The organism is Streptomyces gottesmaniae, assembly GCF_031845845.1.
In the GTDB taxonomy this organism is placed as follows: domain Bacteria; phylum Actinomycetota; class Actinomycetes; order Streptomycetales; family Streptomycetaceae; genus Streptomyces; species Streptomyces akebiae.
In genome coordinates, this window is the sequence record NZ_JAVRFJ010000062.1 from 17,862 (window position 1) to 42,584 (window position 24,723).

The window sequence follows — 24,723 nt, forward strand, 5'->3', positions numbered from 1 at the left end:
GTGGTGCGCGGGGTTGGTGGGTGCGGGGGCGGGGGCTCGCGGAGGGGTATCCGTGGGTGGTCGACGTCGGGGTCGCCCTGTTGGTGCAGGGGGCCATGACGATGCCGTTCGTGGTGCCCCGGGCGGCCGGGCTGGCGCCGGCGACGTGGGCGGCGTACGGGCTGACCACGCTCACGGTGGTGCCGCTGGTGTGGCGGCGGCGGGCTCCGCTCGCCGTGCTGCTGGCGATTCTGCTGACCAGCATGGTCTACAAGCTGGCACTCGACGGGCCCGGGCAGCCGTTGCCGTACAACGGGCTTGTGATCGTCTATACGGTCGCCGTCCTCTCGCCGCCCTGGAAGCGGCTGGTCAGCGGCGTGCTGGTGCTCATCGCCGTGCCCGTGGGGGTGGGGCTCAACACCCGGTCCGCGCGTGAACTGACCTTCTCCGCCTTTGTGTTCGCGGCCGCCTACGTCTTCGGGCGGCTCACCGACGCCCGTCAGCGCGCCCATCGGATCGAGGCCGAGCAGGTCGCCGCGCGCGAACGGGCCCGGATCGCACGGGAGATGCACGACATCCTCTCCCACGCCGTCAGCCTGATGATCGTGCAGGCGGAGGCCGGGCCCGTGGCGGTGCGTACGGCGCCGGAGCGGGCCGAGGCCGCCTTCGACGCGATCTCCGAGACCGGGCGGGACGCCATGGTCCAGCTGCGGCGGATGCTGGGCCTCCTGCGCGACAGCGAGGGAGGAGGGGGCCATGAACGGAGCGGCCCGGAGGAGCGGGAGGCGTACGCGGCCGGGCTCGCTCCCCGTGCGCCGCAGCCCGGGGTCGGGGAGCTGCCCGCGCTGTTCGACCGGGTGCGGGGCAGTGGACTTGCGGTCGGGTACGAGGTGGTGGGGGCGGAGCGGGAGCTGCCGGGAGCCGTCGGGGCGACCGTCTTCCGGGTCGTCCAGGAGGCGCTGACGAACACGGTCAGGCATGCGGGCGCCCGTACCGTCACCGTCCGACTTCATTACAAAGACTCCGACCTGGAGATACGTGTGCTCGACGACGGGCGCGGGCCTCGGGCGGGGTACGGCGGAGGTGGACACGGGCTCGTCGGGGTGCGGGAGCGGGCCGCCGCGCACGGGGGTACGGCGGAGGTCGGGGCCGGGCCCGGTGGGCGCGGGTTCGAGGTGCGCGTGCGGATACCCGTGCCCACCGTGCCGGACGTGCCGGACGTGGTGGCGACGGCGGAGGTGGGGCGTTGACCGGTCAGATGATCCGGGTGGTCGTGGCCGATGACCAGGAGCTCGTGCGGAGCGGGTTCGCGCTGATCCTCGACGTGCAGCCGGACATCGAGGTCGTCGCGGAGGTGGGTGACGGGGTCGAGGCCGTCGAGGCGGTACGGCGGTGCGGGGCCGACGTGGCGCTGCTCGACATCCGGATGCCACGGATGGACGGGATCGAGGCGTGCCGGGCGATCAGTGCGGACGGCATGGAGACAGCGGACGGAGTGGAGACAGCGGACGGCGCGGAACGAGCGGACCATGGGCGCCGCGGCTGCCGGGTGGTCATGCTGACGACCTTCGACTCCGACGAGTACGTGTACGAGGCGCTGCACGCGGGGGCGAGCGGGTTCCTGCTCAAGGACGTCCGGCGCGACGATCTCGTGCACGCCGTGCGGGTGGTCGCGCGGGGCGACTCGCTGCTCGCGCCGTCCGTGGCCCGGCGGCTGGTCGAGCAGTACACGCGCCCCGCCCCCTCCGTCGTCCGGGCCCGGCGGCCCGACCCCCGGCTCGACGTGTTGACCGGGCGGGAGCGGGAGACCCTGCTGCTGCTGGCGCGGGGGCTGTCGAACGCCGAGATCGCCGCCGAGCTGGTCGTCAGCGATCACACGGTCAAGACCCATGTCGGCAACGTGCTCGCCAAGCTCGGCCTGCGGGACCGTATCCAGGCGGTGATCTGCGCGTACGAGACGGGGCTGATCGCGGTGGGCGACGCGTCGCTCGGGGCGGGCGGCACGTCGCTCGACGCGGCCACGGGACCGGAGTCCCAGGACGTGGTTCCCCCGCGCGGGGCCGGTAGTCGCCCGTCCGGGGGAGTCTCCCGGGCCTGGTCCTCCCCCGCGTCGGCGAGGAAACGACGCCGCTAGGACCGCTCGCTCGGGGGATCCGCGCCAAGCCGCCGGTCAGCAGGATGGAGACGACCACAACACCGGCTCACATCAACGGAGTTGACCATGCCCAGCTCGAAGAGCACCGCCCGTGCGCTGATCGCCGCGGCCCTCCTCCTGGGAGTGGCGGCGGGGCCGACGGCCCTGCCCGCCACCGCCGCGACCGCGACCGCCGACACCGCCCCCGCGTGGTCGCGGTCACCGTCACCGCCGCAGGCCGACGCCGACCTCGCCACCGCCATGGAGGCCGCCATCGCCGGACTGCCCTCCGCCGACGCCACCGCCGCCCTCATGCGGGTCGGGGGGAGCGAGGGCGTGTGGCGCGGCAGCTCGGGCGTGCACGACCTCGCCACCGACCGGGCGGCCGATCCCCAGGGCCGTTTCCGGGCCGGGTCGGTGACCAAGGTGTTCACGGCGGCCTTGGTGCTGCGCCTGGCCGCCGAGGGGAAGGTCGACCTCGACCGGAGCGCCCGCTCGTACCTGCCGGAGCTGGTTCCGGCGTCGTACGGCGGTGTCACCGTCCGGCAGTTGCTCAACCACACGCACGGCATCCCGGCGCCCGACTTCCCGTGGACGACCGTCGAGGGGGCGTACGCGAACCGTTTCCGCGTCCACGACCCGGAGGAGATGGTGCGGTCGGCGACGGCGAAGGAGCGGGAGTTCGCGCCGGGAGAGCGGCAGCACTACCTCAACATCGGGTACACGGTCGCCGCGCTGATCGTCGAGCGGGTGACGGGGGACTCGTACGAGGACCAGGTCGCGCGGCATGTGCTGAGGCCGCTCGGGCTGCGGGACACGTACTTCCCGGGGGCCGATCCGCGCATCGTGGGCCCGCACAACCACGGGTACCAGCGGATGACGCTCGACGACGGGACGACCGGGCTGCGGGACGTGACCGTGTGGGGCGTGACAGACGGGTGGGCCGCCGGGGACATCGTCTCGACCACGGCGGATCTGGAGCGGTTCACCAAGGCGCTGTTCCGGGGGCGGGTCGTACCGCGCGGGCCGTTGCTGGAGGAGATGTTCACCGTGCCGGACGTGACGGACCACACGACGGGCAAGCCGGCCGAGTACGCCGTGGGGCTGGCGCGCAAGGTGCTGGGTGGGCGGGAGGTCTGGGGCAAGACCGGGGGGCGCTGGGGCTACAACAGCGCCATCGCCTCCACCCGCGACGGCTCCCGCACCCTCGTCTACAGCGTCAACTCCACCGACGCCAAGGGCAGCACCATGAACAAGGTGGCCATGAACGTGATGGTGGCGGCGTACGGGATGCCGTCGTAGTGGGACGCTGGGACCAGCAACCTCCTTGTTCAGAAGGCTAGTTGAGGTGCTTATGCGGATGGGGGTGTTGGCGTGCTCAGATCAGGGCGGCCGTTAGCATCTGCGGCATGCCAATGCGTCGGAGCCATGACAGCAGGGATCGTGACCGTGATCCGCGCGCCGACGCGTATCCGATGCCGAGCGTGCCGTACGGGTGGTACGCGGTGCTGCGCAGTGCGGAGTTGCGGGCGGGGAGGGTCGTCAGCCTGCACTACTTCGGGCGGGCGCTGATCGCGTTCCGCGGGGCCGACGGGCGGGCCGCCGTGCGGGACGCGCACTGTCCGCACTACGGCGCGCATCTGGGCGTCGGCGGGAAGGTCGTGGACGGGACGGTGGAGTGTCCCTTCCACGGGTGGCGGTTCGGGGCGGACGGGCGGTGCTTGGAGGCACCGTTCGCCGTCCGGACGCCCAAGGTGTCGATCGGCGGGTTCCCGGTGCGTGAGCACAGCGGGCTCGTCCTCGTGTACGTCGGACCGGAGCCGAGCGGGCCGGGCGGGCCGGGCGAGACGGGCGAACCCCCGTGGGAGGTGCCGGAGATCGAGGAGACGAGGTCCCGACGGTTCGCCTCGCCCGTCGACGACACGTGCCGCGCGCGGATCCACATCCAGGAGATGCGCGAGAACATCGTCGACGAGTCCCACTTCCACTTCATCCACGGGCAGAGCGAGCCGCCGGTCCAGGAGTGGCGGGAGGACGGGCCGTTCGCCGAGGCGCGGGGGACGATCAGCAGGCGGGTCTTCGGCCGGGACATCCACAACACGTTCGACGCGTTCATGTACGGACCGGGTGTGATGGTCGTCCGGGCCCACGGGCCGGTGCTGTCGGTGACCGCCGTCGCGCTCAGCACGCCCGTCGACGACCGTACGAGCGAGCTGCGGATGCTGTACTACCTCCGCAAGCCACGCCGACTCCCCTTCCTCACACCCCTGTTGAAGCTCGTCTTCCGTGCCGAGGCACTGGGCGAGGTGCGGGAGGAGGTACGGATCTGGGACCACAAGATCCACCAGGCGCGGCCGGTGCTGCTTCCGCACGAGAAGGGGATCAGGGCGCTGCGGCGGTGGTACGCGCAGTTCTATCCGGCGCCTCCGGACGGGGACCCGCGTCCCGGCGCGGGTGGGGCGGAGGGCGCCGTCGAGGTGGCCCGGTCGACGGCACAGGACTCGGTCGAGGCGGTCCGGTCGGTGGCGCGGGGCGCACCAGGGGCTTCGCGACGTCGCTGAGGTGCGTCGGAAGGGCCCTAAGCTCCCCCCATGGAGCGATCCGAGATCATGCAGCGAGTCGTCGGGATTCTCACCGAGGCGGTCGAGGTGCGGCGGCAGGCCCGCGAGAACCCCGGTGTCGAGGTGGCGTTGACGGGGGCCGTCTCCGCGCTGCTCGTCGAGACCCTGCCCAAGATCGAGCTGCCGGCCGACGCCTCCGCCCAGGAGGTCGCGCACATCATCACGGACGCCCTGGCGCCGGCGATCGTGACGCTGGCCAACTGCTTCTCCTACGCCTTCGTCCATCTCGCCGAGGTGCACGACCAGGGGCGCACCGACACGACGACGGCCGATGTCCTGCGGGCGCTGTCCCTCCAGTTCGCCCAGCGCGACGGGGAGTAGGGCGTTCGTTCCCGGGATTTAACCCACGGGCTCTTGGCGACTCCCTCTCTACGCGCGTAACTTGAGCCGACTCCCCCCACACCATCGCTTCGGCGTACCCGATGTCCGACGTCCGAACGTCCGATACCGATGCCCGAAGCCCGATGTCCGAGGAGACCCTCAGCCGTGCCCATGTCCGACAGACCCGCAGGAAGCGGCGCCCGTGCGCGCCGCGTCGCCCATCCGCTGATATCCGTGGGCGCGGCCGGCGCTCTCGCGTTCGGCGTGCTGCCCGCCGCGTTCGCCGCGCCCTCGGCGAGTGCGGTGATCGGGGAGGTGTACGGCGGCGGAGGGAACTCGGGGGCGACCCTGGTCAGGGACTTCGTCGAGCTGGGGAACGCCGGGACCGGGGCCTACGACCTGGCGGGCTACAGCGTGCAGTACCTGCCGGGGTCGCCGTCGGCGTCCTCGCAGTGGCAGGTGACCGCGCTGAGCGGCTCGATCGCGCCCGGCGGCCGGTATCTGATAGCCGAGGCGGCCGGCACCGGCGGGACGACGGCCCTGCCGACCGCCGACGCCACCGGGTCGATCGCGATGAGCGCCGCCAGCGGCACCATCGCCCTGGTCGCCGGGACCACCCCGCTGACCTGCAAGACCGCCGCCGACTGCGCGGCGAACGGACACGTCGTCGACCTCGTCGGGTACGGCAGCGCCGTCGTCCGGGAGGGCAGCGGCCCGGCCGCCGGCGCCTCCAACACCGCCTCCGTCGCCCGCGCCGCCTCCCTCGCGGACACCGACGACAACGCGGCGGACCTGGCGTCCGGCGCCCCGAGCCCGGTCAACTCGGCCGGTGAGACGGCCGGTTCGGGCGGCGGCGACGGAGAGGGCGACGGGGGCGGCGGGTCCACCGAGCCCGGACCCCTCCGCGTGCACGACATCCAGGGCACCACCCGGCTCTCGCCGCTCACCGGGCAGACGGTCACCCGTGTCCCCGGCGTCGTCACCGGCGTACGGAAGTCGGGCTCGAAGGGGTACTGGATCCAGGACCCGCAGGCCGACGGCGACCCCCGTACCGGTGAAGGGGTCTTCGTGTACACCGGGTCGGCGGACCCGACCGTGGCGGTCGGGGACTCGGTCCTCGTCAGCGGCAAGGTCACCGAGTACTACCCGAGCAGCACCAGCCAGTCGGTCACGGAGATCACCGGGCCGACGGCGACCGTCCTGTCCGGCGGCAACCCGCTGCCCGAGCCCGTGACGCTGGACGCGTCGACCGTGCCGGACGCGTACGTGCCCACGGCCGGCGGGGGCAGCATCGACGCGCTGCCGCTCGAACCGGCCGTCTACGCCCTCGACTTCTACGAGGCGCTGGAGGGCTCGCGGGTGCGGGCCTCCGACACCCGGGTGGTCGGCGCGACCACGGAGTACGACGAGGTGTGGGTGACGGTGAAGCCGGAGGAGAGCCCGACCGCGCGCGGCGGCTCGCTCTACTCCGGCTACGACCAGCCGGGCACCGGCCGGATGAAGGTGATGTCGCTCGACACCGCCGCCGCCTTCCCGCAGGCCGACGTCGGTGACGAGCTGTCCGGCACCACCAGCGGGCCGCTCGACTACTCCTCCTTCGGCGGCTACAACCTCCAGGCCACGCAGCTCGGCACGCTCGTCGACAACGGGCTGAAGGCCGAGAGGACCCGGCGGCAGAAGGGTGACGAGCTGGCGGTCGCCACGTACAACGTGGAGAACCTGGACGCGCTCGACGGCCAGGAGAAGTTCGACCGGCTCGCCGAGGGCGTCGCGGTCGGCCTCGCCTCGCCCGACATCGTCGCCCTGGAGGAGATCCAGGACGACAACGGGCCGACGAACGACGGGACGGTGACCTCCGAGGCCACGCTGACCCGGTTCACCGACGCCATCCGCGCGGCCGGCGGCCCCCGTTACCGGTGGCGCTACGCCACCCCGGCCGACAACCAGGACGGCGGCGAGCCCGGCGGCAACATCCGTCAGGTGTTCCTGTTCAACCCCAAGCGGGTCTCCTTCACCGACCGGGCCGGTGCCGAAGCCGCCACGCCCACGACGGCCACGAGCGTGGTGAAGACCCGCAAGGGCGCCCGGCTCACCTACTCGCCGGGCCGGATCAACCCCACCAGCGACGCGTGGGACAGCAGCCGCAAGCCGCTGGTCGGCGAGTTCGTCTTCCACGGCGAGCAGGTCTTCGTCATCGCCAACCACTTCGGCTCCAAGGGCGGTGACCAGCCCCTGCACGGCCGCTACCAGGAGCCGACCCGCGGCTCCGAGACCAAGCGGCACCAGCAGGCCGCCGAGGTCAACACCTTCGTCAAGGACCTGCTCAAGGCCGACCGGAACGCCAAGGCCGTCGTCCTCGGCGACCTCAACGACTTCGAGTTCTCCCGGACCATGACCGCGCTCACCGCCGGCAAGGTCCTGAACCCGCTGATCGGCACCCTGCCGGCCGCCGAGCGCTACACCTACGTCTACGAGGGCAACTCGCAGACCCTGGACCACATCCTGACCAGCCCGGCCGTCACGCACTTCGACTACGACGTGGTGCACATCAACGCCGAGTTCGCCGACCAGGCGAGCGACCACGACCCGCAGATCGTGCGGATCGACGTGGGCAGGTGCCGCCGGGACTGACCGCCGGCCGGTCGGTCTCTCGACCTCGGCCTCGACCTCGACCATGCGGAACCCCCGGGCCCGTCCGTGGCCCGGGGGTTCCTCGTCGTGGCTCTGGTTATCCGAGCATGCCCACCTGGTAGTCACCGGCCGGCTGCCGCACCATCACGTTCAGCCGGTTGAAGGTGTTGATGAGGGCGATCAACGCCACCAGGGCGAGGAGCTGGTCCTCGTCGTAGTGCTTGGCCGCGTTCTCCCAGACCTCGTCGGGAACACCGCCCGCCGCGTCGGCGATCCGGGTGCCCTGCTCGGCCAGCTCCAGCGCGGCGCGCTCGGCGTCGGTGAAGACCTTGGCCTCCCGCCAGCCGGCCACCATGTGCAGCCGCTGGTCGGTCTCCCCGGCGTGCGCGGCCTCCTTGGTGTGCATGTCGAGGCAGTATCCGCAGCCGTTGATCTGGCTGGCGCGGATCTTCACCAACTCCTGTGTGGAGCGGGGCAGTTCCGTCCCCGAGATCACCTTGTCGGCCCCGACGAGGTGCTTGACGAGCTTGCCGGTGACAGGGCTGGCGAACAGGTTCAGACGGGCTTCCATGGCGGGCTCCTTGTGCCGTCGTATGCGGTGACAACACAAGGACGGACCGGACCCGGGTGGATGTGACATGGACGCGTGTGACGCCCGTCACTCGCCACCGGCGTAGTCGACCTGGCCGGACCCCTCGCCCGGGGCGCCGTAGGTGTCGGGTTCCACGCGACAAGGGCCGGACCCGCTCCGAGGAGCTGGGCCCGGCCCTTGTCGTGGACGACGCGGCGGTGGGTCAGTAGAGGGCGATCCTCGGGTGGACCGTGCCCTGGGCCGCCGGGTCGGTGACGGTGACGCGGTAGACCTCGGTCACGGTGGCGCCGGGCGCCAGCGTGCGCCGGGCGGCGGTCAGGTCGGTGAAGAGGGTGCCGGTCTGGCTGCCGAGGTCGACGGCCTTCCAGCAGCCGCCGGCGGTGCGGCGCTCGACCTCGACGTCCGCCGGGTCGAGGAAGGGGCCGGCGTCCGGCGACTCCACCAGGAGCTGCGGGGCGACGGTCCGGTCGGCCGTCGTGTCGTTGCGGTAGGTGACGGTGACCTCGTGGCTCTTGCCGTCCGCCGTGAGGGGGCTGGTGGCGAGGTCGACGAAGTCGACGGGTATGGAGGACTGGGAGGCCGTGGAGACGGTGGTGGTGGCGGGCTGCGGCGTGGCCGCCGCGGCGGGCCCCGCGAGGGCGAGACCGGCGGCCGCGACCGCCACGGCGAGGAAGGCGACCCTCAGACGACTGTTCTTGACTGACACGTGCGCGGATCCTTAATGCTCGTGGGGGGTCCGGCCGGGCCCAGCACTGGATCACCGGCCAGGGACGCCCCAAGATTACGAAGCGATCGCCGCGAGCGGTAACTACCGCCAGGTAGTGGAGAGATTGCGTGGAAAGTCGGCCACGAGGGCACCTCTCTGGCGTTTTTCCCCTCTCCTCAGTTAGACATGCTCCGGCCCCACCTTGACCAGTGGGATGCAGGAAGCACGGATTCCCAGGGGGGAACACATCCATGACCAGGTATCAGCACGCCCCGAGACGTAACTCCCGGCTCAGACTCGTCGGTGCCGCCGTGACCGCGCTCGTCCTCGCCGCGACGGGGTCGGCGACCCAGGCGATGGCCGCGCAGAGCACGACGCAGAAGCCGCAGTCGGCGAAGACCCCGCCGCCGCCCGTGCCCACGCTCACCTGGGCCGACTGCCAGGGCGGGTACGAGTGCGCCAACGCGGAGGTCCCGCTGGACTACCGGGAGCCGCAGGGCAAGAAGATCACGCTCGCGGTGGTCCGCAAGAAGGCCGCCGACCCCGCGAAGCGCAAGGGCACGCTCTTCATGCAGCCCGGCGGACCGGGCAACTCCGGAGTGGACTTCGTCCGCAACAACCACGCCGGCCTCCCGGCGGCCCTGCGCGACTCCTTCGACGTCTTCGGCTACGACGTCCGTGGTGTCGGCCGCAGTTCGGCGCTCACCTGCTTCGACGACGCCCGCTACACCAAGGCCGTCACCGACGCCAAGGGCGTCCCCGGCCCGGACGCCTTCGGCCCGGCGCTGCGCGAGGCCGCCGAGTTCAACCAGGCCTGCCTCGACAACTCGGGCGAGCTGCTGCCGTACGTCGGCACGGAGTACGTGGCCCGGGACATCGACCTGCTGCGCCAGGCCCTCGGCGAGGAGCAACTGACCTACTACGGGCGATCGTTCGGCTCGTACATCGGCACCGTCTACGCGGCGATGTTCCCCAAGCGGGTGCGGGCGCTGTCGCTCGACGGGGCGTACGACCCGTACAAGTACGCCTACCGCCCCTACGCCTACGACCGGGCCCAGTACCAGGCGCTGGACGGTTCGATGGGCCGCTTCCTCGACTGGTGCGCCGCCGACCAGGCGATCTGCGGCTTCGGCGACGGCGATCCGCGCGGGGCGTTCGAGCAGCTGAAGAAGGACCTCGACGCCAACCCCGTCACCACGGCGAGCGGCGGCAAGGCCAACGGCTACACCCTGGTCTACCGGCTGATGTTCAACATCAACGAGGGCAAGGTCATCTGGCCGTCCCTCGGCGCGGCGCTGAAGAAGGCGCAGCTGCGGGACAACACCTCGTTCCTGCTGCGGCCGCCGTCCCCGGCGAGCTTCGACTTCCTCGGTCCGAACGTGGTCGTGGAGTGCGTCGACAAGGAGTACCCGAAGAGCCTGCGCAAGCTGGAGCGGAACGTCACGGCCAACGCCAAGGACGCGCCGCTGCTGGGCCCGGCCATGGCGTTCGGTCCGCCGACCTACGACCACCAGCACGCCACCGCGTGCGTCCAGTGGCCGGCCGAGAAGGTCAGCCGCTACGACGGCTCCTTCCGGGCCAAGGGCTCGGCGCCGATCCTGGTCCTCGGCACCACCGGTGACCCGGACACCCCGTACCAGGACGCGGTCGCGCTCTCCCGGCAGCTGGACAACGCCTCGCTGCTGACGTTCGACGCCGAGGGCCACACCGCGTTCGGCCGCAGCCGCTGCGCGACGGACGCGGTCGTGAACTACCTCGTCGACCTGACTGTCCCGGCCTCCGGCACCACCTGCGCGGACGAGACCCAGCCGCCGTCCTCGACCCCGAAGACGGCCCCGCCCGGCACGACCCTGGGTGAACTCCGCAACGGCGTCAACGAGCGCGTCGAGCGCATCGGCGACGCGAGCTGACCGGCTCGGCGCACCGTCCGACCCCAGGGGCCCTCGGCTCCCTGGGCTGATCGACCGACCGAACCCCGGGGCGCCCGCCCCTCCACTCCACGGCGAGCGCCCCGGGGTTCCGCACGTCCGCGTCGCGTCCGCGACACGTCAGCGGCACGTCGAGCCGCACGCATCTGGGGGGAGCGGGCCGGTGGGGCTGCGGATCCACTTCACGTACGAGGACCTGGCCAGGGTGGTCCTGGCGGAGGAACCCGACCCGCTGTGGGAGGGGCTGCTGAGCCTGCACCTGCTGCAGAACCGGGACGGCGCCCTGGTCTTCGGCCGCTGGCGCCGGGCGTCGCGCGGCCTCTTCGACCCGGAGCTGCCGAGGCTGCGCCATCTGGCCCCGCCGCGCGGCTACTCGGCGGACTTCCTCACCCCGGCCGGGGCGGCCGGAGGCTTCGAGGCGGGCCTCGACGCGATGCTCGCCACCCCCCGCGCCCGGCTGCGGACCGACCTGACGGAGCTGTCCCTCGCCCGTCCCCTGCCGGGCTGGGCCAGGCCGCTCGCCGACGGCGACCCCCAGGCCCTGCGCGGGCTCGCCGGCCTGGTCCGCCGGCACCACGAGCGGTTCGTCGCCCCCTACTGGAGCCATGTCCGGGCCCGATTCGACGACGCCAGGTCGGTCGCGGCCAGGGCCCTGCTGCGGTCCGGTTTCTCCGGTCTGGCGGCGGGGCTGCACCCCAGCCTGCGCTGGACGGCGCCGGTGCTGCACATCGCCGGCTCCCACCTCCAGGGCGACCTGCACCTCGACGGGCGCGGGCTGCGCATCATCCCCTCCTTCTTCTGCTGGCCCGGCCCGATCGTGCTGAAGGACGGCTCCCTTCCCCCGGTGCTCGTCCACCCGGTGACCCACGACCCCCGCTGGCTGGCCCCGCCGCCCGACGCGCCCGGCTCGCACCAGGCCCTCGCCGCGCTGCTCGGCCGGGCGCGGGCCGCCGTGCTGGAGGAGGTGGCCGACGGCCGCACCACGAGCGAGGTGGCGGCCCGGGTGGGGCTCAGCCCGGCGACCGTCAGCCACCATGTGGCCGTGCTCCGGGAGTCGGGGCTCCTGACCAGCCGGCGGATCGGCGGTGCCGTGCTGCACACCGTCACCGCCCTGGGTGTCGACCTCCTCGAAGGCGGCACGACCTGCGGGATGCGACCACGCTCGAAAGCCATGGCCCGAGCCGAACGGTGACGGTGATCACGAAGCGCGGCGACGGGCCCCACGACCCGGCGCGTCCGCATCCGGCCGACGACCGGCGGCCGCTCATCCCCACACCCACCGCTCGACACTCCGCCGGGGGGGTATCGCGTCTTCTCCTTCTCCGACCGCGCCCGGTACTCCCTGTCCCACTGGGGCGAGTGGGGCGAGGCCCAGAACAGCCGGACGGGCGGCGCGGTCGCCCGCGTCTACGGTTCCGCCGGCAACGAACTGGCCTCGTACCCCGCCGACAACGGGGTCCACGCCGTGAACCGGGGGCCCGTCCGCTCCGTCCGCAACTGCTGATCGAGCAAGCCCTCCCCGAGGGTCAACGGCCCTTCCCCCGGCCGGTGTCGACGTCCAGGTCGTCCATGTCCAGGTCGTCGAACGGCAGCGCGTCCAGGTCGCCGTCGAAGTCGGCCGGGACCAGGAGCGGGTGCTCCGGCGGGCCGGACGGGGATGTGGGCCGGGGGTCGGGGCCGGTGAGGGACTGTTCGGTCCAGATGCACTTGCCGGTGGCCGTGTAGCGGGTGCCCCAGCGCTGGGAGAGCGCGGTGACCAACTGCAGGCCACGGCCGCCCTCGTCGGTGTCGCCGGCCCTGCGGATGCGGGGCATGGTGAGGCTGCCGTCGAAGACCTCGCAGACCAGCGCGGAGCCGTACAGGAGACGCAGGCGGACGGGGCCCTTGGCGTGGCGTACGACGTTGCCGACGAGTTCGCTGGCGAGCAGTTCCGTGGTGGGTGCCAGGGTCTCCAGGCCCCAGGCGGCGAGCTGTTCGCGGACGTGGCGGCGGGCCTGCCCGGCGGCTCTCGGGTCGTCGAGGAGGGACCAGGAGGCCATCCGGTCGTCGGTGAGCGCGTGCAGCCGGGCGACGAGGAAGGCCGCGTCGTCGGCCGCCGCGTGCTCGGCGGGCAGCAGGCCGTGGGTGAGGGTGTCGCAGAGGCGTTCCAGGTCGGCGGCGGTGCCGTCCTCGTGGGCGGTGCGCAGCAGCCGTGCCAGGTCGGCCATGCCCTCGTCGATGCCGCGTTTCGCCGACTCGACCAGCCCGTCGGTGTAGAGCACCAGCAGGCTGCCCTCGGGCACGCTCAGCTCGACCGTCTCGAACGGCGGCTCGGCCGCGCCGAGCGGTGGGTCGGCGGTCCACTCGGGAAAGCGCACGGTGCCGTCGGGGAGGACCACGGCCGGTGGCGGATGCCCGGCCCGGGCGAGGGAGCAGACCCGGGTGGTGGAGTCGTAGAGGGCGTACAGGCAGGTGACGTACGAGTCCTCGCCCATGGAGCCGACGATGTCGTTGAGGTGGCCCATGATCTCGTCGGGGGGCAGTTCGAGGTCGGCGAGGGTGTGCACGGCGGTCCGCAGGCGGCCCATGGTGGCGGCCTCGGACAGACCGTGGCCCATGACGTCGCCGACGACGAGGGCGACCTGGCCGCTGGAGAGCGGGATGACGTCGTACCAGTCGCCACCGACGTCCATGCCCTGCCCGGCCGGCAGATAGCGGGCGGCCGACTCGCAGGCGGCGAGGGCCGGCAGGTCCTTCGGGAGCAGGGCGCGCTGGAGTTCGCGGGACCGGGTGTGTTCGAGGTCGTAGAGGCGGGCGCGTTCCAGGGACTGCGCGAGGAGGGCGCTGATCGCGGTCAGCAGGGTGCGTTCCTCGTCGGTGAGGCGGCGCGGCCGGTCGAAGGAGACGACACACACGCCGAAGGTGTGGTCGGACGCGGTCAGCGGCAGGAACGCCCAGGCCTGCTTGCCCGCGCGGGCGGGCAGGTGGGCGTGTCGGGGCACGTAGGCGGCGTACTCCTGCGGTGAGGAGAGGAAGATCGGGGCGCCGGTGGTGATGGCGTCCCAGGCCGGGCCGTACGGCGTCCGGGGACGGTGGTTGACGAGCTCGATGAAGTCGGGGGCGTAGCCGACGGCGCCGACGTTGTGGAGCCGGCCGTTCTCGACGGTCTGGACGAGCAGGCCGCTGGCGGCGAACGGCGGCAGCACCCGCAGGGCGACCGCGTCGACGACGTCCTGCGAGGTGGTCGCCTTGGCGAGCGCGGCGGTCAACGCGGCGATGCGGTGGGCCCGTTCGGAGGCCGCGCGCTCCGCCTCGCGGCGCTCCTCGTCGTGCCGGCGCCGCTCGGTGACGTCGGTGAAGTAGATGGTGCGGCCGTCGGGGCCGGGAACCAGCCGCAGGTGGTAGACGCGGTCGTGGTCCGGCACATGGACGTCGAACCCGGCGGGCTTCTCCTCGGCCGCGGCCGCCCGGCAGCGGGTCTCCAGGCAGGACGTGTCGCGCACGGACGGCAGGTCCCACAGGTGCCGCCCGAACAGTTCCTCCTCGGAGAGGCCGAGGGTGCGTTCCGCGACCAGGTTGGCGAAGGTGATCCGCCAGTCGTCGTCGACGGCGAGGAAACCGTCGCTCATGTGCCGCAGGGCCCGGCCGACCGCGTCGCGGGCGCAGCGTGCCTCGTCGCTCTCCCAGCCGACGCCGATCATCCGGGCGGGTGCGCCGTCCTCGTCGTAGGTGGCCCGGCCGCGGGCCCGGGTCCAGCCCCAGGTGCCGTCGAAGCGCCGTACGCGGTACTCCGCCTCGTACACGGTGTGGTCGCGGATCGCCCGCTCGGCGGCGGCCAGGGTGGGCGGGAGGTCGTCGGGGTGGACGATCCGCATCCAGTTCTCGATCTTGCCGGTGAACTCGGCGGGCCGGGTGCCGTAGAGCTCCAGGGCGGCCTCGTCCCAGATCAGGTCACCGCTCTGGATGTCCCAGTCCCAGGAGCCGACGTTGACCTCCTTCAGCGCCTGCCGCAGCCGCTCGGCGTCCGGTTCGGCCGGTGCGGGGCCGGACGGCAAGGGCGCCTGAGCCATGCGGTGCTCGGTCCAGTCGACGACAGCACGCAGGAAGTCCCATTGCAGGCCGGTGGGTTCGCCCCGGTCGCCGGTGAGGACGGTGAGCGCGCCCACCGTGCGGTCGCGGCCGGAGACGGGTAACGCGGCGAGCCCCGTACCGGGCCAGGCGAGGGCCATGGAGCCCAGCGGGGACCACACCCCGCTGCCCTGGTGCAGGGCGCGGGCCGGGGGCAGCGGGCCCTCCTGGTCGATGATCTCCCAGGGGCGGGTCAGGGCGGGCGGGAGGCCGGTGACCGACACCAGGCGCAGGGCCGACATGGGGCCCCTGAGGTGGATCATCGCCCCGAGAGCGCCGAGTTCGCCGACCGCGTGCTGGAGCGCCAGCCGGAAGACCTCGCTCTCCGCGACACCCGGATCCACCGTGCCGAGCAGGGCCAGCCGTGCGTTCATACGGCAGACCCTAACGTTCTACTCACACGTAGGGCAGTCCGCCACAGGAACTCCACAGTCACTCCGCGATGCCGTCCTCGAGTCGGGTCGGCGTCTCAACCAGGCTGTGCGGAGGCGTAATTGACTGACCCTCAGAAAGCGGGGACGGCTCGGGCGCCGGTTCGGGCGCCGGCACAGGCGTCGGCACGGGCGCCGGCTCGTCCGTCCCCGGCGGGGCCCTCGCGACGACGCCCGGTCGCCGGCCCGCGTTACCAAGATCTGATGAACGTCGTTGGGCCGCTGCAACCCCAGGATGTCCGGCCCGACCCCAGCAGGCGCCATGTTCGAGATGTTCCAGCCAGTGAAGACGTTGATCAAGACGTTCGTCGAGCAGTACGCGAGGAACCAGCAGCTCAAACGCGATCTGCTGGCGCAGCGTGGTGAGCAGGAGCGGCGCTGGCGGGAGGAGGACCGGGTGATCCTGCGGGCCGCCCTCGCCGCGAACCGGGTGGCCCTCGAACAGCACAACGACACCCTCCGGCGGGCGGCCGGCGTCTCCTACCTCACCCTGCGCTGCCATGAGGACACCTGGACCTTCCTGGCCCGCACGGCGTTCGGCGTCTGGGAGCCCGCCTGGACCCAGAGCACCCGCGACCCCTACGACCGCGTCGGCCCGACCGCGACCAGGGCGGCCCACTTCACCACGAACCCCAACCTGCCGCCGGGCCGCATCACCAAGGCGGACGGCGGCATGCAGGACGTCCAGCTCTCCGGGCACAACCTGGTCCACCTCCTCGACGCCCTCCACGAGGCCACCACCTCGGAGCTGACCGCCACCGGAGCGCGCGCCCGCACCCTCTACGACCGGCTGGCCTCCTTCACCGCCAAGCTCGACCCGGCGGCCCCCACCGGTCGCACCACCGGCATCCTCTGGCGGATCGACGACAGCCTGCACAGCCAGTACGTGAGCCACCCGTCCGGCCCCGGCCGCCCCACCGCCGCTCCCCTCCTCCACAAGGTCCCCTCCCCCGCCCCGGCGGCCCGCCGCCGCCACCCGGAACGCAGCGGCTCGCCCGTGGCCCAGAAGTAGGGGTGGGAGCGGGCGCCACCCGCTGTTCCGAAACCGGGACACTTCGATGCGATCGGAGTACAACCTTCCGCCATACCCGGTCGTCTCACCCGATACCAGCGCTACCACAGCGCTGCGTGAACAAGGGGGACGACATGCGACGAATCGGAGCAGCGGTTCTGGCGCTCGCGCTCGCCGGCACCGCGACAGTGACGGCGGCGGCCACCGCGAGTGCCGCGCCGGCGGGTGCGGCGCGTGCCGCCGCGGCCTGTCCGACGGGCTGGGGCAGCGGCGTCAAGGGCACCCCCGACAGCGGTGCCGTGCCGCTGTCGGACATCAGGACCGGCCGGCACGACTGCTTCGACCGCATCGTGTTCGACGTGCCCGGCGGGGGTGACCACATCGGCTACTTCGTCCAGTACGTCGACCGGCTCCACCAGGTCGGCTCCGGCGAACCCATCCCGGTGAAGGGCGGGGCCATCCTGGAGATACGGGTCGCCGCGCCCAGCTACGACCCCGAGACGGGCGGGGTCGCCTACCCGGGCGACGTGGCCGGGCCGCTGCCCGGTGTGAACCTCACCGGCTACCGCACCTTCCGTGACACCCGCTTCGCCGGCAGCTTCGAGGGCGAGACCCAGATCGGCGTCGGCATCCGCGCCCGGCTGCCGTTCCGGGTGCTGCAGCTCTCCGACCGCCTCGTGGTGGACGTGGCCCACAGCTGGACGTAGGTCAGGCGGGGGGTCGCCGACTACCCCTCCCTCACCGCCTCAACGGCCTCCCGCACCTCCGGGTGCGGGTCGTCGGCGAGGCGGTCCAGCAGCGCGCCGACCCCGGGGGTGGACCAGCGGGCGACCGCCCAGACCAGGTCCTCCCGTACACCGGGGTCGGGGTGGACGGCGAGGTGCGCCAGCCGCTCCAGCGGCCCTCGACGACGCATGCCGAACCAGTGCAGGGCCTGGCGCAGCACGGCGGCGTCGCCGGGGACGCCGGGGTCGGCGGAGGCGGTCGGGCCGCCGGGCCCGCTCGCGTCGGCGACGCGGGCCAGGAGGACCCGTACGGGCGGCGGTGGGCCGTCCAGGGGGTGGGGCAGGCGTTCGCGCAGGCGGCGGGATCCGTAGCCGCCGCGCACGCGGCAGCCGAAGCAGGTGCAGGGCCGGGTGCCGTGGGCGTCGGGGAGGTACCGCCACCCCACCACCTGCGGCGCCGCCCGCACCCGGTGCACCTCGCGCGCCCGGATCGCCCGGGGCACGAAGACCTCCCACCCGCGTGGGTCCGCGAGCGCGGCGATCCGCCGCACGGCCTCGGCCCCCGTGACGGTGGCCTGCCGGCCCCGCGCGCGGTCCGTGTACCGCCCGACCAGCACCTCCTCGGCGTCGTCCAGCCGCACATGGACGGCCACCAGCCCGCCCCTGCTGCCGAACCGGCCCAGCTCGCGCAGCCATTGGTGGGTGAGGGTGTACGACGGCAGCACCGGGAAGCAGTACACCCCGCGCGCCCCGCCCTGCCCGTGGGAGGCCGCGCGGACCCCGGCCCGCCGGATGCGCGACGCGTTCGCCGCCGAGGTCAGGTGCACGAACATCGCCATGACGCAGATGCTAGGGCGCTTCTGATGGATCTCCGCGGGAGAAGGAGCGGCGTCGTGGGGGCCCCTCCCGGTCGAGCGAAGCCGAGACTGGGGGAGCGTGCTCTCGGCGTGCCGCGCGGAAGCCCGCGTACTGGACGTACGTGGGCTTTCGCGCGATGCGGCGAGAGCGCGTGCCGGGCGTCGCGACGCCGCGGAGATCCATCAGAGGGACCCTAGGGCGCCACCCCGCCGGCCAAGGCTGCCCACCCTCACCGCCGACCGGCCCTGGCCGCTTCCGCCGCGGCCGGCTCTGCCTCCCACCGGCCGAAACGGCTTGTAGTGTCCACACGGTGGAGAGATCGTATGAAGATGTGAACGGCGGGGCGGACTCGACGCTGCTGGACGTGTTGCTCGGGGCGGCTCGGGAGACCCCGGGCCAGACCGTCGTGCACGTCCGGGGGGACGGCACCGAGCACACGGTCACCTTCTCCGAACTCCACGACGACGCACTGCGCGTGGCCGGCGGCCTGCTCGCGGCGGGCGTGACGCCGGGCACCCCGCTGCCCCTGGTCGCCGGCCGGGGCGACACCTTCCAGCCCCTGTTCTGGGGTGCGCTGGCGGCGGGGGCCGTCCCCGTCCCCCTCGCCCCGGAGCCCCGCCGGATAGGCCCCGTGTGGGAACTCCTCGGCAGACCGCCCGTGCTGGCGGACGACGAGTCGGCGGACGGTCAACTGCCCACCGGGGCAAGCGTGTTGCGGCTGAGCGAGCCCTGCCACGGCCGCCCGCCCCAGCGTCCTCACCGCCCCGACCCGCACGACATCGCCTTCCTCCAGTTCTCCTCCGGCAGCACGGGCGCCCCCAAGGGCGTGGAGCTGACCCACGCCGGGGTCCTCGCCAACCTCCGCCAGATCCGTACCGCGATGGCGATCACCTCGGACGACGTGCTCGCGACCTGGATGCCGTACTTCCACGACATGGGGCTCATCGGCACGCATCTGGTCCCCATGGCCGCGCGCGTGAAGCAGATACGGATCGAACCGCTGTCCTTCGCGAAGCGGCCCGCCCTGTGGTTCGAGGCCGTGGACCGCCACCGCGCGACCCTCCTCTCGGCCGCGAACTTCGCCCTCGCCCTCGCCGTACGCCGCGTCCCCGCCGACGCGCTCGCCGGACTCGACCTCGGCTGCGTACGCCTGCTGCTCGTCGGCGCCGAGCCCATCGCCCCGCGTGTCTGGCGGGAGTTCACGGCCCTCACGGTTCCGGCGGGGCTCGATCCGCGCGCCCCGTTGCCGGTGTACGGCCTGGCCGAGGCGACCCTCGCGGTGACGGTACCGCCGCTGGGTGAGACCGCGACGCCGCTGGTGCTGGACCGGGACGCGCTCGGCGCCGGTCGGGTGGTGGACGCCCAAGCCGGTTCACACGCCGTGGAGTTGATGGATCTCGGGCGGCCGGTCGCGGGGTGCGAGGTCCGGATCACCGACGACACCGGGGCCCCGGCGGGCGAGTCGCGGGTCGGGCACGTGGAGGTGCGGGGGCCGCAGCTGGGACGCGGCTACCACCGGGCACCCGAGGCGAGCGCGGCCGCGTTCGGCGACGGCGGCTGGCTGCGCACGGGCGACCTCGGATTCCTGCGGGACGGCCGGTTGTGCGTCACCGGGCGCCACAAGGACGTCGTGTTCGTCAACGGCCGTACGTTCCACGCGTCCGACCTGGAGGAGACGGTCGCCGCGACGCCGGGACTGCAGCCGGGGGCCGTGGCCGTCGTGGGGTCCACCGATCCGGACGGCGGGGGTGAGCGGGTCGTCGCGTTCGTGCAGTGGGCACGGCCCGCGCGCGCGGCCGCCGCGCCGGTGCTCCGCGCCGCCACCGGTCGGCTGCGGGAGGTCCTCGGGCACGACGACGTACGGGTGCTGCCGTTGCCGCCGGGTGCGTTCGCGCGGACGACCAGCGGGAAGGTGCGTCGGGGGGTGCTGCGGGCGAGGTTCGAGGCCGGGGAGTACGCGGCGGTCGAAGGCCGCTGGATCGGCGCGGCGGGCGAGGGCCATCGGGGCGGCGCACCCGTTCTGGTGGTGGACGGCACGGCGGAGGAAGGCAGCACGGCGGAGGAAGGCAGCAGGGCGCAGGAAGGGGACGGGGGTGCTCCCCGTTCGCTGCGGGAGGTCCAGGAGGCGGTACGGGCGGTGTGGGCGCGGGTGTTGGACGTGCCCGTGTCCGAGGTGGGGCTGCGGGAGCGGTTCTTCGACCTCGGAGGTTCCTCGCTCAAGGCGATGGCCGTGCTCGCCGGGCTGGAGGACGTGTTCGCGGTGACGGTCGAGCCGGGTGCTCTGCGGGACCACGACACCGTGGTGGCGCTGGCCGGACATGTGTGGGGGTTGTCGGCGGAGGGCGAGGGTGGGGGCGCGGACGTCGTGCCCGGTCGCGGGGCGCCCCGCACGACCGGCGGACCTGCGGCCCGTTCGGGGGGCGGTGGGGGTGCCGACGACCACGCTCTCGCCGTGCTCTCCGTCGCCTGCCGGTTTCCCGGCGGCGAAACGCCGGAGGACTTCTGGGAGTTGCTCGCGTCCGGCGGGGACGCCGTCGGCCGCCTGACCGATCCCGGGGCCTTCGACGCCCGCTTCTTCGGGATGGACGACGTGGAGGCGCGGGCGACCGATCCACAGGCGCGGATCTTCCTCGAGCTGGCGCACGAGGCGTTGGAACGGGCCGGGTACGCCGGGCCCCGGCGGGCCGGACGCAGGGTCGGGGTCTTCGCGGCGACCGGTGACAGCGGGTACCGGGAGATCCTCGCCGAGGCCGCCGACGGGGACCTCACCCGCCACCCCGCCGCCCTCACCGGCAACCTGCCCAACCTGATCGCCGCCCGGGTCTCCCAGGTGCTCGACCTCAACGGCCCCGCCCTGGCCGTCGACACGGCCTGCTCCTCGGCCCTCGTCGCCCTGCACCTGGCCCGGCGCAGCCTGCTGGCAGGCGAGTGCGACCTCGCCGTGGTCGGCGGCGTCAACCTGGGCCTGACGCCGACCGGCCGGCGTCTCCTCGCGGCGACGGGCGCGTTGTCGCCGACGGGCCGGTGCCGCGCGTTCGGCGCCGACGCGGACGGATTCGTCCCGGGGGAGGGCGGCGCGGCGCTGGTCCTCGCCCGCCTCGACGACGCCCGCACCGCCGACGACCCGGTCCTCGCACTCGTACGCGGCACGGCCGTGAACAACGACGGCCGTTCGCTCGGGCTCCTCGCGCCGACCCCGCGCGGACAGCGCGAGGTGATCGGCCGGGCCTACGAGGAGTGCGGTGTCGATCCGGCTGAGGTGTCGTACGTGGAGGCGCACGGGACGGGTACGCCGATCGGAGATCCGGTCGAGGCGCGGTCGCTCGGGCAGGCGTTCCCGCCCCGCGCCGACGGGGTCCCGCGGCGGCTCGGCTCGGTGAAGACGAACGTGGGGCACCTGCTCAACGCGGCCGGGATGCCCGCGCTGGTCAAGGTCGCCCTCGCCCTCGCGCACCGCAGGCTCCCGCCGTCCCCCCACGTCACCCCACCCGCGGCCTTCCTCGCCGACACCGCGCCCGCCTTCCGCCTGGTCACCGAGCAGGAGGAGTGGACCAGCCCGGACGGCCGCCCCCTGATCGCCGGCGTCAACAGCTTCGGCTTCGGCGGCACCAACGCCCACGCGATCCTGGAGGAGGCGCCCCGGGACGCGGGCCGGCCCGGCGGGACGAGGACGGTGACGGACCCGGCGCCCACCGACTCGTTCGCGGCGACACCCATGGCCCCGCGGACACCGGCCGACGCGGCGACACCCATGGCCCCGCGGACACCGGCCGACGCGGCGACACCCACGCCCCCACCGACACCGGCCGACGCGGCGACTCCGGACGCCGACGGCCCGCACCTGCTGACCCTGTCCGCCCGGACCGAGGGTGCCCTGCGGGAGGCCGCCGCCGAACTGGCCGCGCATCTGCGCGCTCACCCCGAACTGGACGAGGGCGATGTGTGCGCCACCGTCAACACCGCCCGCGACGAGGGACCGCACCGACTGGCCGTGGTGGCGGAGGGAAACCTCGCGGAGCGGCTCGAAACGGGGCGACGCACCGTGACGGGACACGTCCGGGGACGGTCGCAGACCGTGTTCGTCATGCCCGGGCAGGGGGCCCAACAGGTCGGCCTGGGAAGGGAGTTGTGGCGCTCGGCGCCGGTGTTCCGGGATCGTCTGGAGGAGGCGTCCTCCCTCACGGGGCCGGTGCTGGGGCGGAGCCTCGCCGCCTGGTGTCTGGACGAGGGCGTCGAGCCCGAGGCCCTGGCACGGACGGAGGTGGCGCAGCCACTGCTCGTCGCGTTCGGCGTGGCGCTGGCCGGGCAGTTGGCCGCGTGGGGTGTGACGCCGGACGCGGTCGTCGGTCACAGCGTCGGCGAGATCACCGCCGCGTGCGTCGCCGGCGCCCTGCCCCTGGCCGAGGCGGTCGGCTTCGCCGCCGAACGCGGGCGCCTGATGGGCAAGCTGACCACGCCGGGCGCGATGGCGGCCGTACGGGGAGACGAGGAGACCGTCGCCGCCCTGGTCGCCGACTCCGACGGCACGCTCACCGTGGCCGCCGTCAACTCACCCACGCAGGTCGTGCTGTCGGGCGAGACCGAGGCCGTCGACCGTGCCGTCGCGGCGCTCACCGCCCGTGGCGTGGCCGCCCGGCGCCTCCATGTCTCCCACGCCTTCCACTCCCCCTTGCTGAACCCCGTGCTCGACTCCCTCCAGACGGCGGCGAAGGCCCTGACCGTGCACCCGGCCACCGTCCCCCTCCTGAGCACGGTCACCGGCCACTGGGGCCCCGACCTGACCCCCGACTCCGGCTACTGGCGCGACCACGCGATCCGCCCCGTCCGCTTCGGGCCCGCCGTCGCCCGGCTCCTCGACGAGGGCTACGACACGTTCGTCGAACTGGGCCCCGGGGCCTCCCTCTCCGCCCCGATCCACGCGGTCGTCGCCGCCCACCCCGCCGTCACAGCCGCCGAGACGACCGTCCTGCCCGCTCCGGCGGCCGGCGAAGGGGCGACGCAGGGAGCGGGCGCCCTGCTCGACACCGTCGGTCGGCTCTGGGCCCGTGGGACCCCGCTGTCCCCGACGTCTCCGGCCCGGGACACGACACGGCGGCGGGTCCCCGTCCCCACGTACCCCTTCCAGCGCGAACACCACTGGCCGCGACACCTCGACGCTGCACCAGCGCCGGTAACGGGGCCGGCACCCGAAGCGACAGGGCCAGAGCCCTCACCCGCCGAGCCGCCCACCCCACGGCCCTTCCTCTGGCGCGACGCCCCGCTGACCGCCGCCCCCGGCCCTCGTGCCGTACGCCTCACCGGCGCCGACACCCCGCTGCGCCGTTCCCTCACCGCCCGGCTCACGGGACGCGGGGTGAGGGTGCTGGACCCGACGCGGACGCCGGACCCGTACGAAGGCAGGACGGGAACACCGGACCGGACGATCGCCCCGGAGGTGGTGCTGTGGTTCGCCGGTGCCGCCGGTGGCACCACGAGCCCGGAGTCGGAGACCGCCACGGCCGTCTCCGCCCTGCGCGAGGTGCTGGCCACGCTCGACACACCGCTGACCCGGCCCACCCGCCTGCTGCTCGTCACCGAGGACGCGTACAGCACGGAGTCCGGAACGGAGTCAGGCACAGAGTCCGGCACGGGCTCGGGCGACCCGTCCAACCGCCCGCGCCCCGGACAGGCACTCCTCCACGGCTTCGCCCTGGCTCTGGCCGAGGAACATCCGGGCCTCACCTCCCTGAGCATCGACCTGTCGAACGGGGACGAGTTGGACGCCCAACTCGACGCCTTGGAACGTGAGTTGGTGTCCGTGGCGGACACATCCGGCACCGTCGCCTGGCGAACCGGCCGCCGCCTCGCCCGCACGACCGCGCTCACCACGGGTTCTCGCACCCCCATCCCCACCCTGCTCCCCACGCCCACCCCTCTCCCCCCGAACGGCACCTACCTGATCACCGGTGGCGCGGGCGGCCTCGGCTCCGCCCTCGCCCGTGACCTCGCGGAACGCGGCGCACCCACACTCGTCCTCACCGGCCGCACCCCCACCCCGCCCCGCGCCCTGCTCGACGAACTCCGCGCGCTGGGCGCCCTGGTCCGCTACCAGGCGGCCGACGTCACCGACGCGGACGCCGTCGACGAACTCGTGGCCGGCCTGCCACCCCTGGACGCCGTCTTCCACGCGGCGGGCACGGCTCGCCCCGGCAGCCTGCGGGGCAAGCCGGACGACGAGATCGAGGCCGTACTCGGCGCGAAGGTGCGCGGTACGAGGCTGCTCGCCGAGGCGCTGCGGCGGCACGGCCAGGAGGACGCCGCATGCGTCGCGTTCTCGTCCGTCTCCGCCGTACTGCCGGGCCTGGCCGGCGCCCTCGGTGACTACGCCGCCGCCAACGCCTTCCTCGACGCCTTCGCCACCGCCGAACGCGCCGCCGGCCGCCCCTGGCAGAGCATCGCCTTCGGACCCGTCACCGACACGGGCCTGGCCGGCGGAACGACCTCACGCCCCCACCCGCTCACCCCCATGACCGCCCGGGAAGCCCTGACGGGCCTCCACGCGGCGCTCACCCTGGACACGGCCCACGTCCTGATAACGGCCACGCACCACACGCCACCCCCACCAGGGTCCGCAGGCCCCGAAGGGGCGCGGGGAACTGCGCGACCAGCCACGACGAACCCGCACCCGCCCACGAACAG

15 protein-coding genes are annotated in these 24,723 nt (G+C 73.5%); 11 read left to right on the forward strand and 4 right to left on the reverse strand.

Annotation, left to right across the window (positions count from 1 at the left end; all coding sequences use genetic code 11):
- Positions 1–56: 56 nt before the first annotated feature.
- The 6 genes from RM704_RS42215 (at position 57) to RM704_RS42240 (ending at position 7,686) form a co-directional block, all read left to right on the forward strand.
- Complete coding sequence (locus RM704_RS42215) at positions 57–1,229, forward strand: sensor histidine kinase (RefSeq protein WP_438828989.1); 1,173 nt, start codon at positions 57–59, stop codon at positions 1,227–1,229.
- 8 nt (positions 1,230–1,237) lie between these two features.
- Positions 1,238–2,113 carry a response regulator gene (locus RM704_RS42220; protein WP_033530772.1) on the forward strand — a complete coding sequence of 292 codons (876 nt, stop codon included), beginning with the start codon at positions 1,238–1,240 and terminating at the stop codon, positions 2,111–2,113.
- A gap of 87 nt (positions 2,114–2,200) precedes the next feature.
- Positions 2,201–3,415, forward strand: a complete 1,215-nt coding sequence (locus RM704_RS42225; RefSeq protein WP_033530463.1) for a serine hydrolase domain-containing protein — start codon at positions 2,201–2,203, stop codon at positions 3,413–3,415.
- Positions 3,416–3,522: 107 nt separating this feature from the next.
- Positions 3,523–4,674, forward strand: coding sequence for a Rieske 2Fe-2S domain-containing protein (locus tag RM704_RS42230; protein WP_311593173.1), 1,152 nt, complete (start codon positions 3,523–3,525; stop codon positions 4,672–4,674).
- Between the two features lie 30 nt (positions 4,675–4,704).
- Positions 4,705–5,055 carry a hypothetical protein gene (locus RM704_RS42235; protein WP_033530464.1) on the forward strand — a complete coding sequence of 117 codons (351 nt, stop codon included), beginning with the start codon at positions 4,705–4,707 and terminating at the stop codon, positions 5,053–5,055.
- Between the two features lie 171 nt (positions 5,056–5,226).
- Positions 5,227–7,686, forward strand: a complete 2,460-nt coding sequence (locus tag RM704_RS42240) for a DUF8508 domain-containing protein (RefSeq protein ID WP_052146345.1) — start codon at positions 5,227–5,229, stop codon at positions 7,684–7,686.
- 97 nt (positions 7,687–7,783) lie between these two features.
- On the opposite strand, the gene RM704_RS42245 is transcribed toward RM704_RS42240, so the two are convergent.
- Both RM704_RS42245 and RM704_RS42250 read right to left on the reverse strand, forming a co-directional pair.
- Positions 7,784–8,257, reverse strand: a complete 474-nt coding sequence (locus tag RM704_RS42245) for a carboxymuconolactone decarboxylase family protein (protein ID WP_033530465.1) — start codon at positions 8,255–8,257, stop codon at positions 7,784–7,786.
- Positions 8,258–8,480: 223 nt separating this feature from the next.
- A complete protein-coding gene (locus RM704_RS42250; RefSeq protein ID WP_033530466.1) occupies positions 8,481–8,984 on the reverse strand; it encodes a hypothetical protein in 504 nt (167 codons plus the stop codon).
- A gap of 251 nt (positions 8,985–9,235) precedes the next feature.
- Here RM704_RS42250 and RM704_RS42255 point away from each other — a divergent pair, with 251 nt between their 5' ends.
- Positions 9,236–10,894: an alpha/beta hydrolase gene (locus RM704_RS42255; RefSeq protein ID WP_033530467.1), complete on the forward strand. Its 1,659-nt coding sequence runs from the start codon at positions 9,236–9,238 to the stop codon at positions 10,892–10,894.
- A 181-nt stretch (positions 10,895–11,075) separates the two neighbouring features.
- Positions 11,076–12,104: an ArsR/SmtB family transcription factor gene (locus tag RM704_RS42260; protein WP_033530468.1), complete on the forward strand. Its 1,029-nt coding sequence runs from the start codon at positions 11,076–11,078 to the stop codon at positions 12,102–12,104.
- 334 nt (positions 12,105–12,438) lie between these two features.
- On the opposite strand, the gene RM704_RS42265 is transcribed toward RM704_RS42260, so the two are convergent.
- Positions 12,439–15,393, reverse strand: a complete 2,955-nt coding sequence (locus RM704_RS42265) for a SpoIIE family protein phosphatase (RefSeq protein ID WP_033530469.1) — start codon at positions 15,391–15,393, stop codon at positions 12,439–12,441.
- Between the two features lie 328 nt (positions 15,394–15,721).
- On the opposite strand from RM704_RS42265, the gene RM704_RS42270 reads away from it, so the two are divergent.
- Entirely contained in the window at positions 15,722–16,462 is a 741-nt protein-coding gene (locus RM704_RS42270) for a hypothetical protein (protein WP_033530775.1), read from the forward strand.
- 134 nt (positions 16,463–16,596) lie between these two features.
- Positions 16,597–17,169 (forward strand): AMIN-like domain-containing (lipo)protein, encoded by a 573-nt coding sequence (locus tag RM704_RS42275; RefSeq protein WP_033530776.1) that lies wholly within the window; start codon positions 16,597–16,599, stop codon positions 17,167–17,169.
- 20 nt (positions 17,170–17,189) lie between these two features.
- Here RM704_RS42275 and RM704_RS42280 read toward each other — a convergent pair whose 3' ends face one another.
- Entirely contained in the window at positions 17,190–18,026 is an 837-nt protein-coding gene (locus tag RM704_RS42280) for a HEAT repeat domain-containing protein (RefSeq protein WP_192829791.1), read from the reverse strand.
- A 329-nt stretch (positions 18,027–18,355) separates the two neighbouring features.
- Between RM704_RS42280 and RM704_RS42285 the strand changes: the two genes are divergently transcribed.
- Positions 18,356–24,723 (forward strand): SDR family NAD(P)-dependent oxidoreductase (locus tag RM704_RS42285; RefSeq protein ID WP_311593181.1); only part of this gene is annotated, 6,368 nt, incomplete at its 3' end.